Annotated in this window: 10 protein-coding genes; 2 read left to right on the forward strand and 8 right to left on the reverse strand. The window is 42.9% G+C overall.

All coding sequences use genetic code 11. The features are described from left to right. Nucleotides 1-18 precede the first annotated feature (18 nt). The 4 genes from NBH14_RS00710 to NBH14_RS00725 all read right to left on the reverse strand — a co-directional run bounded on the left by NBH14_RS00710 (nt 19) and on the right by NBH14_RS00725 (nt 6420). Complete coding sequence (locus NBH14_RS00710; protein WP_186957938.1) at nt 19-3342, reverse strand: TonB-dependent receptor; 3324 nt, start codon at nt 3340-3342, stop codon at nt 19-21. A 219-nt stretch (nt 3343-3561) separates the two neighbouring features. After that, on the reverse strand, nt 3562-4512 hold the full coding sequence (locus tag NBH14_RS00715; protein ID WP_128134701.1) for a FecR family protein: 951 nt from the start codon (nt 4510-4512) through the stop codon (nt 3562-3564). An 85-nt stretch (nt 4513-4597) separates the two neighbouring features. Next, nucleotides 4598-5158 carry an RNA polymerase sigma-70 factor gene (locus NBH14_RS00720; protein WP_186957940.1) on the reverse strand — a complete coding sequence of 187 codons (561 nt, stop codon included), beginning with the start codon at nt 5156-5158 and terminating at the stop codon, nt 4598-4600. Nucleotides 5159-5460: 302 nt separating this feature from the next. After that, a complete protein-coding gene (locus NBH14_RS00725; RefSeq protein WP_128134700.1) occupies nt 5461-6420 on the reverse strand; it encodes a fimbrillin family protein in 960 nt (319 codons plus the stop codon). 205 nt (nt 6421-6625) lie between these two features. Between NBH14_RS00725 and NBH14_RS00730 the strand changes: the two genes are divergently transcribed. Both NBH14_RS00730 and NBH14_RS00735 read left to right on the forward strand, forming a co-directional pair. Next, complete coding sequence (locus NBH14_RS00730) at nt 6626-7750, forward strand: helix-turn-helix domain-containing protein (protein WP_128134699.1); 1125 nt, start codon at nt 6626-6628, stop codon at nt 7748-7750. 197 nt (nt 7751-7947) lie between these two features. Next, on the forward strand, nt 7948-9084 hold the full coding sequence (locus tag NBH14_RS00735; RefSeq protein ID WP_128134698.1) for an acyltransferase: 1137 nt from the start codon (nt 7948-7950) through the stop codon (nt 9082-9084). 285 nt (nt 9085-9369) lie between these two features. On the opposite strand, the gene NBH14_RS00740 is transcribed toward NBH14_RS00735, so the two are convergent. The 4 genes from NBH14_RS00740 to NBH14_RS00755 all read right to left on the reverse strand — a co-directional run bounded on the left by NBH14_RS00740 (nt 9370) and on the right by NBH14_RS00755 (nt 14185). Beyond that, on the reverse strand, nt 9370-10029 hold the full coding sequence (locus NBH14_RS00740; protein WP_186957941.1) for an ATP-binding cassette domain-containing protein: 660 nt from the start codon (nt 10027-10029) through the stop codon (nt 9370-9372). Next, the gene (locus NBH14_RS00745) at nt 10008-10355 is read right to left on the reverse strand and encodes a hypothetical protein (RefSeq protein ID WP_128134697.1); all 348 of its coding nucleotides are present in this window, start codon (nt 10353-10355) and stop codon (nt 10008-10010) included. The genes NBH14_RS00740 and NBH14_RS00745 overlap by 22 nt, the downstream gene beginning before the upstream one ends. 136 nt (nt 10356-10491) lie before the next feature. Next, nucleotides 10492-11541: a hypothetical protein gene (locus NBH14_RS00750; protein ID WP_250817042.1), complete on the reverse strand. Its 1050-nt coding sequence runs from the start codon at nt 11539-11541 to the stop codon at nt 10492-10494. 244 nt (nt 11542-11785) lie between these two features. Then, on the reverse strand, nt 11786-14185 hold the full coding sequence (locus NBH14_RS00755; RefSeq protein ID WP_186957942.1) for a glycoside hydrolase family 3 N-terminal domain-containing protein: 2400 nt from the start codon (nt 14183-14185) through the stop codon (nt 11786-11788). Between the last annotated feature and the right edge of the window lie 83 nt (nt 14186-14268).

Consider the following 14268-nt stretch of genomic DNA (forward strand, 5'->3'; position numbering starts at 1 on the left):
AATCTGAACAATTTAGGATTAAAACTCAATATTCAAACCTGCTGAGAAACTTTTTAGCACAGGATAAGCACCGTAATCCATGCCACTACCGGTTTCCGGATCCCATCCGTCCCACTTGGTAAGGGTCAGTAGATTATTACCTGTGATGAAAATTTTGGCATAACTGAAGCCTATTTTATTCAAAAAAGCTTTAGGTACCGTGTATGAGAGTGATACATCTTGCAGACGCACGAAACTGCGTTGTTGATAAGGTGAAAAACTAGCACTCATGCCTGAACTATAACGACCAATTTTACGGTAAGTGGCGTTTTGATTCTCCGGTGTCCAGTAGTCGAATTTGAAGGAATTGTCTTTATAGATGTTACCCGGGTCGCGCAGTGAACTTCCTGGTTGTCCGTAATAATACTTGGAACCTCCCTGAACGGAATTTATAAAGAACTTCAGTTCAAAATTTTTATAAGTAAAGGTGTTCTGCACACCAAATCTGTATGCCGGATCGGTATAACCTATTATCTCGCGGTCGTCCTCTGCCGTAATCTTATAAGAACCGTCTGCGGCAGGGTTAAGATCTACGACACGGTATTCACCGTATTCGTATCCTGCGGGAATAAGTCCGTTGCGGGCATCATCAAGTGAATAGATACCGTTGATGCGGTAGTCGTAACATACGCCATAAGGTTTGCCAATGAAGATCTTGTTCGATGGCAGGTCATCTTCTTTACCATCGCCGTCGGCATCGACACCTGTGATGCTTACTACCTTGTTACGGTTCATGGAATAGTTGAATGTGATGTCCCACTGGAAGTCGTGGGTTTTGACCGGTGTACCCGTGATGGATGCTTCGAACCCGGCATTCGCTATTTTACCGATATTTGATGAGATGGTATTTACACTATTCATGGAAGGAATATTGATGGCATAGAGTACGTCTTTGGTATTCGATTTATAAACATCGAATGTTCCGGATAAACGGTTACCGAATGTTCCGAAGTCTAAGCCAACATTGAAGGTGGTAGTAGTCTCCCACTTCAGATCATCATTAGCCAGTTTGGAGATATATTGTCCTGCATTTACTTCTCCTAAATTGGAGATGTATCCGCTACCGTTCCCAGTGGAAGGTGTTAGTTTTGCGAGGGTTTCGTAGCGTGACATGGTACGGTTACCACTCTGTCCGTAAGAGAGGCGCAGCTTCAGGTTATCCAGCCAGTTGAGAGATTTCATGAATTCTTCTTCGTTGATGCGCCATGCAACGGCTCCCGATGGAAATACGGCAAATTTGTTGTTTGCTCCAAAGCCGGAGAAACCGTCGCGGCGTATCGTACCGGTAAAGATGTATTTTCCGGCATAGACATAACCCAGGCGTAACATGGTGTAAAGGCTGGATTCTTGCCATGCGCTGGCATTTGCTGTTTTTGTGGTAGCATCTGCAGTGGAGAAATCGTTGTAGCTCAGTGCACCATTGGTGAAATCTTTAGCACCAGCCAATGTGTATTCATATTTCCGTCTTTCGGCACCATATACGAAAGTGGCATTGACATCATGTTTTCCAAAAGTACGCTTGTAAGTGACGATATTGTCTACCGACCAAGTGTATTGCGAATCATTGGCTTTAGATGCGGAACCTCCGGAGGTACTGGTTGTCCCCGTTGTTTTGTTGTAGCTAAAGTCTTTATTCATAATCAAATTCTCAGACACGTTGATACGATAGTTCAGCCCTTTGATGAAAGGAATGTCAACATCAGCATAGAATGTACCCGACAAGTGGCTACGTGTATCAAGATTATCCGTTGAGATAGTGTTGTAGGGGTTATTGTAAGCGGTATAGCGATCAATATAGTTCCCGTTTTCATCAGTAGGAACAAACAGTGGCGGCATTTTCACTACTACGCTCAGGTCTGGGGAGGAACCAGAATAATCACTAAAGGTAAAGAATGATTGTGTACCCAGTTTTAACCACTTGGTTACCTGTGTGTCGAGGTTCATACGGATGCTATAACGTTTATAGGTATCATTCAAAATCAGGTTCTTCTGGTCAAGATAGCCGAAAGACATAAAATAACCGGATGTTTCGCTGCGTCCGCGCACACTTACATCGTTACTCCAGATGTAGGGTGTTGCATTAGTGAAACGATCCCACCAGTTGATGTCAGTACCATCATCATAAGCTCCTTGTAAACCCGAGTCAAGTTTTGACATGGGGTCCCATGAAGGATTCATCTGTGAGGTGGGTAATCCGTCTTCGTCGAGTATCCGGCTTTCGTTTAAAAAAGCATCACCTACTTTGCGGATAAATCCGTCGCGTCCTTCGGGAAGAAGTGATTTGTTGCTCAGACTTTGCAAAGTGATGGAGGTATTATAAGACACGATTGGCTTGCTTGCCGTTTTTGCGGTCTTAGTAGTGATGAGGATAACGCCGTTGGCGGCTTGTGAACCATAGATAGCGGCGGCAGAAGCGTCTTTGAGGATGTCGATCGATTCCACGTCGTTCGGGTTGATATCTGTCATATTACCCCGGAATACGATACCATCAAGTACGATGAGTGGTGAACTGGTTCCGCTAATGGAGTTCTTTCCACGGATGGAGATGGTAGGTTCGGATCCGGCGGAAGTCACTTGACCTACGTTCAGACCAGGAGTGGTACCGTGTAAACCTTGCATCAGGTTCACGTTGGGCGACTCCTGCAATGTGGAGAGGTTAGCACGTACCACAGAGCCTGCGAGATCACTCTTCTTTGCTACACCATAACCGACTACGACTACTTCGTCCAGTTGCTGGTTGTCTTCTGCTAAAATGATGGTCAGGTCTCTTTGATTAGATATTTTGATTTCCTGAGAAATATAGCCGATATAAGAGATAAGCAACGTTGCATTGTCGGGAATATTCAAGTTGAATTTTCCTTCTATATCAGTAATTGTGCCGATAGTCGTTCCTTTGACAGATACATTGGCTCCAATGATCGTTTCTCCTTTGGCATCGATAATAACACCGTTGATGATACGTCCTTTCTGTTGTGTTATTGTGGAAGGAAGGTTTTCTTTTCCTTTTTTCATCAACATGATGTTAGAACCTTCTATAGCATAAACAATATCGGTTTGTTTGAAAACCTGATTCAATACTTCAGCAACGGTTTTATCGGTTGCATTAACATTTACTTTACGATGCAGATTAATTTCTTCTTTTTTATAAACAAACAGATAATCTGTCTGTTTTTCAATCTCCTGCATGAGATCTTCTGTTGAGATATTTTTCGCAATAATAGAAACCTTCATTGTTTGGGAAGCTGTTTCTGTAGCAAATATCCCGGATACTAAAATGAAGAGATACACAAAAGCTAATTTCATAATGCGAAATGTGTGTTTAAAATTTAGTTTAAGAGGAACAAAAAAACTCTCGTACAAAATATTTTTCATACTTTTGTAAATTGTGTTAGTTAATACTTTGATATTTAGGGAAAGAAGTCGGGTATTGACTTACTTTGAACCGGTAGGTGTTGGAGCACTTGCCGGTTTTTTTGTTAGTTCATTTCATTTACATCATAGGCTAACTGTTTTTGTGATTAATTATTTAATGGTGATTAGATTCAGATCATTGTTTTTTATGTAGCTAAAATTATTATTAAGCTGAAGAACCTTTAGTACATGTTCTACGCCATCTTTTGTCCGAAATTTTCCAGAATATTTGTTTTTGAGTAATTCTTTGTTCTGTACATCAATTTTTATATCATAATATAATTCAAGCTTTTCTATCATTTTTCCTACCGGTTCGTCAAAGAAACAGATTAGACCTTCTTTCCATAAGAAATAAGAATGGTGCTCTATAATACCTTTTTTTAATACGCCGTCTTTTTCATAAATGTGAGTATTGGGTTTTAAGTACGTTCTATCGTTGGTGGCAGGCGAGATAACCTCTACGGCGCCTTTTAACAGAGAGGTCTCGAAAACCGGAGAACCGGAATAAGCTGTCACATTAAATTCGGTTCCCAATACTTTTATATTATATTTTTTAGTCTTTACGATAAAAGGTTTTTCAGCATCTTTTGTGACATTAAAATAACCTTCACCATCCAAGGTCACATTACGACTGTTGGCTGTGAATTTGTTGGGAAATGTAAAAGTTGTTTTTGCATTTAACCAGACCTTTGTTCCATCGGTTAATGTTAGTTCCGCGCGTTGTCCGGGTGGAACAAAAATGGTTTGCATACTGGCTGCCTCTGTTTCGTCTTTGTTTATAAGGAATGAGTATGCGATCATCAGTGAAAGGATGAATATGGCTGCTACTTTGGTCAGTTCAATGGTGATTGATTGCAGCGTCCATCGTTTCCGTGCCAAGGATAAGTTATCCTTGGCAACAGGAGTTTGCTCCTGTTGCCAAATGGATATATCATATAGTTTACGCAGGGCAAGAAACTCTTTCATGTTTTTCTTGTCGGCATCCAACCAGCGGGCAACCTCTTCTTTTTCTTCCGGAGTTGCATCACCTGCGATATATTTATTTAATAATTCCTGGTTCATTCCTTTACTTTTGTGGGGATGTGTTTCATGCCCCGTTATTATTAAAACGATTCATTGAGTGATAACCCTAGTGGAATGTGAAAAATTATTGGAAAAAAAAGTAGAAATAGAAGAGCGGCAGGTAATCTTTCAGATTTTCACGCAAAGGTTTTAATGCCTTTGTAATATGATACTCAACGCCTTTAACTGTAAGTTGGAGTTCTTCGGCTATTTCTTTATTTGTTTTGTTTTCGAAGCGGCTCATTTCAAAGACACGCCGGGTTTGTTCTGGCAGAAGAGCTAAAGTTGCTGTGATAATCTGCTGCACTTCGGTAGAGAATATGTCTTCGGGATTACATGCTTCCAACGTAGAGATGCGGATATCCAGCTCCCTTTGTTTCATATCCGTCAAGGTGTGAAGTGCTTCTGTTTTGACAGCTTCGTGTTTCAGGTGGTCGAGCGATTTGTTTTTTAATGTCGTCAATAGCAAGGCTTCAATATGTTCTATCTCCTTTTCCTTCAATATTTCCCATAATTTAATCAGGACGTCCGATACAATATCTTCGGCGATACATTCGTCATGTACATAGGATTTAGTGAACAGAAAGGATTTTCTGTAGAATTTAGTGTATAAAGTGTTGAAGTTATGTATTTCAGTCCCGATCATCTATTTCCGTTGTATTCACAATAGTCGTTGGAAAACAAAAGTAGGGAAAATATGGAAAATATAACTCTATTTGATGAAATAATACGTATTGAATTTTTGATGAAAAGAAAATAGTAGCATAATGAAACCGGCCCCGGTAAGGTTTATAGTCAAATAAAAGAGTGTTGTCGGCGATAAGTTGAGAGGGAATATGTGTCCTGTTGAGTGCAGGACGCGGTATTCGGGGCCGGCTTCATTACTACTATTTTAGTATTAATTAAATGTATACGTAACTCTCACGAGTTAGTTCGTTAAAATAAAACTTACATAATGCTGCTTGTAGCATCTTCACCGTTACCCTGTATCCAGTCGGTAACGGATACCTCTTTCAATGTAAGAGCCTCTCCGCTGAGAGTTAATTTGTAGAGGTATTTATGTCCTTTTTCCCACATCGTCTGTGCAGGCATCTTGTACTTATATGAATTCCCGTTGATTGTGAAGAGAGCTTCGATGTCTCCTTCCGCTATGGGTGTCGTTGTCGGAATCACCCTGATCTGTTGGGTTTTGCAATATTCCTTACCTAATGTAACCGGTTCCGGCAGATTCAGACGGGTCGAGGTGCTGCAACCGGCTATTTTAGTGATTCGTCCGTTTCTGATGTCCATCATGCCTTTGCATATCAGGGCGCTTCCTCCGGCTTTATTTCCTATCTGTATGGCACTTAGCTGATAGCTTTCATTTTCTCCTTCCGGCAGATTCACCTGGAAAGAAATGAGCGACAGCGCATGTTCCATATTCAGCAAGACCACCGGGGAGATGCTGTTTACTATTTTTTGGCCGAGAGCGTGTGTGCCATACATATAGTCGCGGGTTTGAGTGGCATCGGGCGACAGCTTCACAGGAATGCTTGCTGTTCCGAGCTTCATCTGCGGCTGATATGGATAATAGGCATACACGGTGGCCGGGTCAAAATTAAGTGTGACTTCCGGCGTTTGCCGCCAGGAGATTTTATTACTAATTAAATTTGCTTCTGCTTTTACATTTATATAATCACTATCCTCGTCATAAAGTCCGCCGTCGCTTTCGCGTGTAATCAGCAGCCCTATTTCCGAACCTTCTTTAAATTCCTGCACGAAATTCGCCGATTTAGTAGTTAAAATACGTGTAATAATTTTTAATGGCTTTTCTTTCGCGCTAATACTCTCAATGGCTGAGAAATTGCTCTCGTGTGAACAACCAGCCAAACCCGAAATCAGTGTAATTAATAGTAATAAATTTCTCATACTTTTATGCTATTTTTGTATCAAATTTCATATTGCAAATATCCGGCAGTTTGAGGGAAGAGAGGGATCATACGGTATAAAATCACGATGAAATGGTATAAAAGCGCATGGTGCAAATAATCCAGGGGCGTCAAATTGTCTAAATAGAGTGCAAATCAACTAATTGAGGAATCAAATTGTTTATACTAAAACGGGGTAGTAAAGTATGTTGGAAAAAATACAGTTTTTATTGAGTATGCAAATAATTGGCCTATGTATATTGGGCGGGATTATGATGTTGCTGAGGTCGTTCGGTAACAGAGCACGACATATTTTAGGCTGGAGCATGATTATGTGGGCTTTGATGGCTGTAATCCGGAATATAGTTAATTTTTATCTGCATGAAGCAAAAGAAGCGTTCCATCCCGACGTACTTATTGCCAGTTGTTTTGTGGTTGCCTGCCTGGCCGCTTATGTGATAGAAAAACTGCGTCCCGGATACCTTACTTTTAAACGTTTTTCGATTTTTCTTTCTCCTGTTCTGATAGGAGGTTTTTCTTATTTAACGTATCGTTTATCGGGTGGAGAGATACATGTTTATTATTCGATGAAAGATGTTTTTGCGTTTTTCAATCTGGACGTATTTCTTCGTTTACTTGTTTTTGCACTGACTGTTTTTTATATGGCTTTGCCGGTTTATCTGGTTATGAAATACGGGAAAGAATATACGGATTATCTTAGCGAGAATGTATCTGACCCGGAGAATTATGATTTGATTTGGCTGAAAAGGACCATGGTTATCCTGTCGATGCTGTATGTCCTTTACCTGATATTGCTGCTTACGGATGCTCCGCTCCTCTATGTGGTTGATAAGGCGGTGTTGCTTGTCGTTTGGTTTTACTTCTTTTATAAGACTTTGTTTCTCAAGAATATCCAGCTTGACCGTACGTTTAAGGATGGATGGAATTCTCCGGTGGATGAAAACGATGAGGAAGAAGATGACGACGAACAGCAGGGGTTTCTTTTCAAACGTTATGCCGAAGAGGTTAATACCTGGTTTGAGAAAGAAAAACCTTATCTGCGGGATGACCTTCGGCTGACGGATTTACAACGGGTATTCCCTATCAGCCGTTCTTATCTGTCGCAATTATTCAATAAGGAGCTGGGAATGTCTTTTTCGGATTATGTGAATCAATTCCGGGTGGAAGAGAGCAAGCGCCTGATGGATGCCGAGCCGCTTGCCAGCATCCAGGAGATTGCCGAACGCTCGGGGTTTCATTCCATCAGTACGTTCCGCCGCTCTTTCATTAAGCAGACAGGGATTGTTCCTTCCGAGTATAAGAGAGGATAGCAAGCTGACTGTATTATCGGTATTATCAGATAGTATTCTGAGATAAGTATCATATATTATGATATTATAGTCGCATATATTATGAAAATGTTGTATCATAATATATGATATTTTGTTGTCATAATATATGAAATAAATATGTTGTAGTGTAGGAACTATTTTCTACTTTTACATCCTGTTAGATAAATACGCTTACCATGAATAACACTACTACTGCCCGTCCGCATATCGTTTGGATGGACGCACTTCGCTTCGTTGCTATCCTGATGGTGATTGCCTGCCATTGTACAGACCCTTTTAATGCCTCTCCGGAGTCGCGTGCCAATCCTGAAATTAATTTCTGGGGGTCGGCCTACGGGTCTATGCTGAGGGCTTGTGTGCCTCTTTTTGTGATGATGACAGGTTTCCTGTTGCTTCCGGTGAAGCAGGAGGCTTCTGTCTTTTATAAGAAACGTATTCCGCGCGTGTTCTTTCCTTTCCTGGTCTGGTCGGTGCTGTTTAATCTGGCCCCGTGGTTTATCCAATGGGTGGGAGGAAGTCCCGAACTGGTGACCGATTTCTTTCCCTGGGCGCCGGAGCCTTCTGCTTCTTTGGCCGACGGGTTGAAGGATATTGCCATGATACCGCTCACTTTTACTGTTTACGCTACGCCGATGTGGTATATTTATGCTTTAATCGGGTTGTATCTTTATATGCCTGTTTTCTCAGCCTGGGTGGAGAAAGCGTCTGAAAAGGGGAAACGCTGGTTCCTGTCTATCTGGGTTGTTTCGTTGTTTATTCCTTATCTGATGGAGTTTGTTTCTAAGTATCTTTTCGGGACCTGTTCGTGGAATGCTTACGGCCTATTCTATTATTTTGCCGGTTTTAACGGGTATTTATTGCTCGGGCATTATTTAGGGAAAGGAAATAACTGGTCGGTCGGTAAAACACTGGCTGTCGTTGTTCCTTTGTTCCTGATTGGTTATCTGGCCACTTTCATTGGGTTCAGATATATGACGTCGGACCCGAATGTGAGTGAGGAAGGGATGGAACTGTTCTTTACTTATTGCTCTCCGAATGCGATGCTGATGACGGCGGCCATATTCCTTCTGATGCAGAAGGTCCGTATTACTTCTCCTTTGATTTGTAAGGCGTTGGCTAATCTGACGAAACTGGGGTTCGGCGTTTATTGCGTACATTATTTCTTTGTAGGGCCTTCTTATTTACTGACGCTTTGGCTGGGTATTCCTATTCCGGCAATCGTTCCGGTATCGGCTGTCTTTACGCTGGCGGTAACCTGGCTGTTTGTCTATTTATTGAGCAAACTGCCTTACTCCAAATACATTATCGGGTAAGGCGTTTCAATGGCCAGACCGGTCTTTTGTGCAAATGATGTTAAAAGCCGGTCCGGGGAGTATATCGTATCTATATAACCACTACTTTTGTGTTGTAAAACATATTTATAGAATATGTTTAGGCAAAGAGATCGTTTTAAATAATTAGTATTGCGCTATGAAAAAGTTAGCTAGAAAGTGTCTCAGCTACCTGGAAGTTTTGGGTAGATATGCGATGCAAAAGTATGGAATAGAATAAAATGAAGTTTTTCAGTGTTGGGGATATCCGGAAGGGTGTCCCTTTTTTTATGGCTGATAATAGCCGTAAGGTATTAACTCTTCTCTATTTTTTATCTCTTTCAGGTAACAATCATCGAGCAGGGTGATTCGGTTTGCTATTTTGTGTACTTCCCTGAAATTGTGGTCTGTCAGGATGATTCCGTGGTTTTGGGCGCTTTCGGTCATCAGTTTGCGTATCTGTTCGGCAACAACGGGCGAGACACCGCTGAAAGGTTCGTCCAGCAGGATATAAGGGGCCGGACTGAAAAGGGTGGTTTTGATTTCCAGGTAACGTTGTTCCCCGGTTGATATTTCACAGATACGGGAGGTCCGGATACGGAATAATATTTTGTCTGCGAAAAAGCGTTTCCTGTCTTCCGGAGCGATACAAAGTTCTGCTATCTGTGATACTTTCAGATGTGAGGGAAAGGAGGGGTGTTGTGGCAGATAGGCAAGCAGTCCGGAGCGGAAAGCCGGCCCTTTTATGACTTTTCCGTCGATGCGGATAAACTTCCGGTCGGCTTTCAAGGTACCGAAGATGATATTCAGCAAGGTTGATTTGCCTGTCCCGTTTCGTCCGAAAAGGGCAATAATATCTCCCCGGCAACATTTCAGGTAAACGTCTGCCAGTATGGTCCGTTCGCCGAACGATTTAAGTATGCTGTCTATTTCAAGGCCTGTGTACATTGCTCGATGATTTGATTCAGTAGATTACAGCAGATGAACATGACGATAAACGTAACGATCCAGAGTTGATACTTGCCGATTCCCTGATTATAATAGAAAAAATATTCTTCTTTGCGTGTCAGTTCCTTGTAGATATAGTCAAATCCCAGTCCGACCGTAGGGATGAGTTGTAGCCATAGTCTGATAGAGTCGATCATGCTAACATAGAATCGAAGTGCGCTAAAAGAGGCAAACAGAAAACCGATCAGGACACTGAATTTTAATGTACTGAGAAAGAATGTCCGGTAAAACCGGTATTGTGTTTTCCATCTTTGCAGGCTATCCATAATCGATTGTTTTAGGAGGATAACTGATTTTCTGCTAAGATATTCAAATCCGGGGGAATAGAGGTGGGATTCTTTTTAATAAAGTTTAAAAGGGGATGAATAAGATCTTTTAATTCACACTTCAAAGTTGTAGGTTTCATTGTCTGTTTGGTTCCGCATAAACCACATAATTGGAAGATCCTGTATTATCATCCAGCAGCAATAAAACAATATTGACACGTTCTGTCACCCAAATGGCAACAGGGTAAGCACTAGGATATACCTTTTGTTCGGAGAACAGTTCGTCATACAGTTGCCACATTTTATCTCTATTATCTTCATATGTGGGGACTGAATAGAGTTTGCAGAAATAGTCGTAAAGTTGGTAGCTTTGGGTCATGTTGCTGTTAAAAACCCTTACTTCGGCATATGGGACAGTGCCGCAAAGGCCGTATGTAGTCATCAAATTAGGGCTACTTTTAAGTACATCTGCATAAGTACTCCATGCTGATGAGTTTTTAGTAATGTCTTTCCAGTTGTATTCCAGAAAATCCTTCTCATCGGTAATGGTGACGGCGAGTTGATGACGGAAGATAACCTTGTTGTCTTTCCATGCAGTCAGGTTAGTTTTATATTCACCGGGATACTTGAAACAGTGCCCCCATTCCAAAGTCAGACGGTTACCTACCCCTTCGTGTTCAAACACTCTGAAACTGTTGTTTATCTCATCTACTGTCCAAACAATAGAATCGCATACAACAGAAAGACTATTAGAATTAATTGACTTCGAATCTTCATTATAGAGATAAAAATTCATCGTATCGAAAATGTTCCCTTTCGATTGTTTTATGGCAAGACGGGGCATCGGGTATTCTGTCACTTTCACCTTTATTGTGGCTGATTCTCCCGTTTCATGGTCGGTGACGACAAGATCTGTTTCACCTTTCTGTTTACCCTTAATTTCTATTTTAGCCTTATAGTCGTCAAGCTCCCAAATATAAGCGGCATCAATAAGCTCCGGGTTTTCAACATTCAACGTAGTGTTTTCATGAGCAGTCAGATCAATGGAAGTACTGTATCCCTGTATTACTTCGCACGAGTTTTGAGAAAGCTCCAAATAGTATTCCTGTTTATCATCTTCACTACAACTTGTAAAACCCATTGTGAATAGGAACAAAAGCATTCCAAATAGACTTTTTATTCTCATATATTTCTTGTTATATATTCTTATATTCTGCCAAAGATACGAAAAGTATTCACTAATCTCCGCTTTTTGTTTAATAGCCAATAAGATTCGTGATTTTTCAAGCCTTTTCTCCTTTATCTCTGTGGCAAAGATAATTAATCTTTCTTTTTTCAAATAAATATTCCCTCTTACTTTACGAAATCTCTGAATTGTTCCGAAAGCAGGAGGGAATAAAATATGCGGATAGGCTATGATTACCTGTCTTTTACTTTACAACAAAAGTCTCTTTTAATTTGATATCGTTGGAAGAGGCTCCGATGCGGACTTCAAATTCGCCCGGTTCGACTGTCCATTCCATATGCCTGTCGAGAATTTGCAGGTCTTCCGGCAAGAGGACAAAGGATACGGTCTTTGTCTCGCCCGGTTGCAGGGAGATACGTTCAAAGCCGCGTAGCACGGATTCGTAAGCGATTACGCTGCTTACTTTGTCGCGGATATATAACTGTACGACTTCGTCACCGGCGCGTTTGCCTGTGTTGGTCACATCTACGGTGACGGTCACAGGGCTTTCCGAGTAGGGTGTTTCCTGTTTTACGGAAAGGTTTGAATAAGCAAAGGTGGTATAACTCAATCCGTAACCGAACGGATAAAGAGCACCGTTTACACGGGTATTTCCTGAACCGTTGGGGCCTTTGAAATACTGTCCGTCCTGTGAACCCGGCTTGAACGGGAAGTTGAACTCGATCTGTCCGATTGAACGGGGGAAGGTAACAGACAGACGTCCGCCTGGGTTATAATCGCCGAATAAGGTCTGCGCGATCGCTTCTCCGCCTAACTGTCCGGGGAACCAGGCTTCCAGGATGGAAGGAATGTTGCGGTCGGCCCAGTTGATAGTCAGCGGCTGTCCGTTGATCAGGACGAGTACGACCGGTTTGCCGGTGGCGTGTAAGGCTTCCAGCAATTGTTGCTGACGGCCCGGCAGGTCGAGGCCAGTGCGGGATTTACTTTCGCCTGTGCAAGATTCGTCTTCTCCCAGCACGGCAATGATAACGTCACAATCGGCGGCAGCGGTGGCGGCTTCGGCGATCCCTTTCTTTTCCTCGTCGGTCAGCGGAGTGGGGACGATTTCGCTGTCGGGCCAGTTGGCGTCTTTCACTTCGCAGCCTTTGGCGTAGACAACTTCTGTCTGATTGCCCAGATAGTCTTTGATGCCGTCGTAAACGGTGATGTTATCCAGTCCCTGAGGGCCGTAACGGCTGATCATATAGTTCGTTTCCTTGGCTAACGGACCGGCTATAAGAACCTTTTTCGTCTGGTTCTTGTCCAATGGGAGCAGGTTGTTTTCGTTTTTCAGCAATACGAGGGATTGTTTCTGCATATCCAGTACGAAGTCGCGGTGTTTGTCGGCTCCGACAATCTTATCGGCGGCTTTCGGGTCTTTTACATACGGTGAATCGAACAGTCCCAGTTCGAATTTAACGCGCAATACGTCGGCAACCATGCGGTCGACCGATTTCATGGAGAGTTTGCCTTCCTTCACCAGTTTACGTACCGGCAGGATATAGTCTTTCGGATGCGTGAAGTTGGTGCGGACATTCAGGCCGGCTTCCACTACCTGGCGTACGGCTTCTTCATAAGAATCAGCTACATGGTGCTTGGTCTGAACGAACTCGACCGCTTCGCTGTCACTTACTATGTATCCTTTGAAACCATACTCCTGGCGCAACAGCTGTGTCAGGAAATAATAGCTGGCTGTTACAGGCACACCATCCCAGTCGTTATAACTGCTCATTACACCTTTCGGATGCGCTTTCTGGACGACTCTTTTGAAAGGATAGAGATGGATCTCATGCAGTTCGCGGGGAGCCACATGCGGGTCGGTACGGACGGCGGCATCGCGGCCACCCTTCGGAATGCTGTAAACGGCAAAATGTTTCAACGTGGAAGCTACACCATTCTGCTGGATACCTTTTACCATCTGTGTGCCCAGTTCGCCTACCAGATAAGGGTCTTCCCCGTAAGTCTCCAGCACACGTCCCCAGCGCGGATCGCGGGCTACGTCGAGGATGGGAGCGTACACATTATTGTATCCTAGTGCTTTTGCTTCCTTACCGGCTATATCTCCCGCCTGATGAACCAGGTCGCGGTTCCAGGTGCTGCCGATACTGATAGGAGCGGGCAGGGGAGTTGCTTTGGTATGGTTCAAGCCGTGGATACCTTCGTTGGAGAAGTCCACAGGGATGCCCAGACGTGTTTCTTCGATGAACCAGCGCTGTGTTTTGTTGATCGCTTCGGCATGGTTGCTGAACGGGTAGATCAGGTCGGGTGTGCGGCGGCGGGCGCTTCCCACACCGTTCAGTTGTTCATCGATATTGGCGATACCGTCTTTCCAGATCTCATTCTTCCATCCTTCGGTGGGCAGGGAGTCTTTCAGGACACGCCCGAAGCCGTAGAGGGTGGCCATCTGGCAACTTTTTTCTTCCAGTGTCATCTGGTTCAGAAGGTCTTGTACACGCGCTTCGATAGGAGCTTCGGGATCTTCATAAACGTCTTTTACACCGTTCTTGTTGAGGTCTATCCACCCTTTTTTGTAGATCGAGTCTTTCGCTTGTGCAGCTCCGCTTCCAAGACAGGCGACTGCTAGTAACAAGTACTTAAAATTCATGTTTTCTTCAGGGATTATATGTTTGTTATCGTATGTGATTACAGCATAAAACCGTATGGCCGGTAATTATTAGCGCAAAGGTA

Source organism: Parabacteroides caecihominis (genome assembly GCF_023656785.1).
Lineage (GTDB): Bacteria > Bacteroidota > Bacteroidia > Bacteroidales > Tannerellaceae > Parabacteroides > Parabacteroides segnis.

Bases quoted from the DNA above. Each gene is read 5' to 3' on its own strand.
- NBH14_RS00730 (WP_128134699.1), top strand. From the start codon at position 6,626: ATGTTGGAAAAAATACAGTTTTTATTGAGTATGCAAATAATTGGCCTA.
- NBH14_RS00725 (WP_128134700.1), bottom strand. From the start codon at position 6,420: ATGAGAAATTTATTACTATTAATTACACTGATTTCGGGTTTGGCTGGT.
- NBH14_RS00745 (WP_128134697.1), bottom strand. From the start codon at position 10,355: ATGGATAGCCTGCAAAGATGGAAAACACAATACCGGTTTTACCGGACA.
- NBH14_RS00750 (WP_250817042.1), bottom strand. From the start codon at position 11,541: ATGAGAATAAAAAGTCTATTTGGAATGCTTTTGTTCCTATTCACAATG.
- NBH14_RS00715 (WP_128134701.1), bottom strand. From the start codon at position 4,512: ATGAACCAGGAATTATTAAATAAATATATCGCAGGTGATGCAACTCCG.
- NBH14_RS00740 (WP_186957941.1), bottom strand. From the start codon at position 10,029: ATGTACACAGGCCTTGAAATAGACAGCATACTTAAATCGTTCGGCGAA.
- NBH14_RS00755 (WP_186957942.1), bottom strand. From the start codon at position 14,185: ATGAATTTTAAGTACTTGTTACTAGCAGTCGCCTGTCTTGGAAGCGGA.
- NBH14_RS00720 (WP_186957940.1), bottom strand. From the start codon at position 5,158: ATGATCGGGACTGAAATACATAACTTCAACACTTTATACACTAAATTC.
- NBH14_RS00710 (WP_186957938.1), bottom strand. From the start codon at position 3,342: ATGAAATTAGCTTTTGTGTATCTCTTCATTTTAGTATCCGGGATATTT.
- NBH14_RS00735 (WP_128134698.1), top strand. From the start codon at position 7,948: ATGAATAACACTACTACTGCCCGTCCGCATATCGTTTGGATGGACGCA.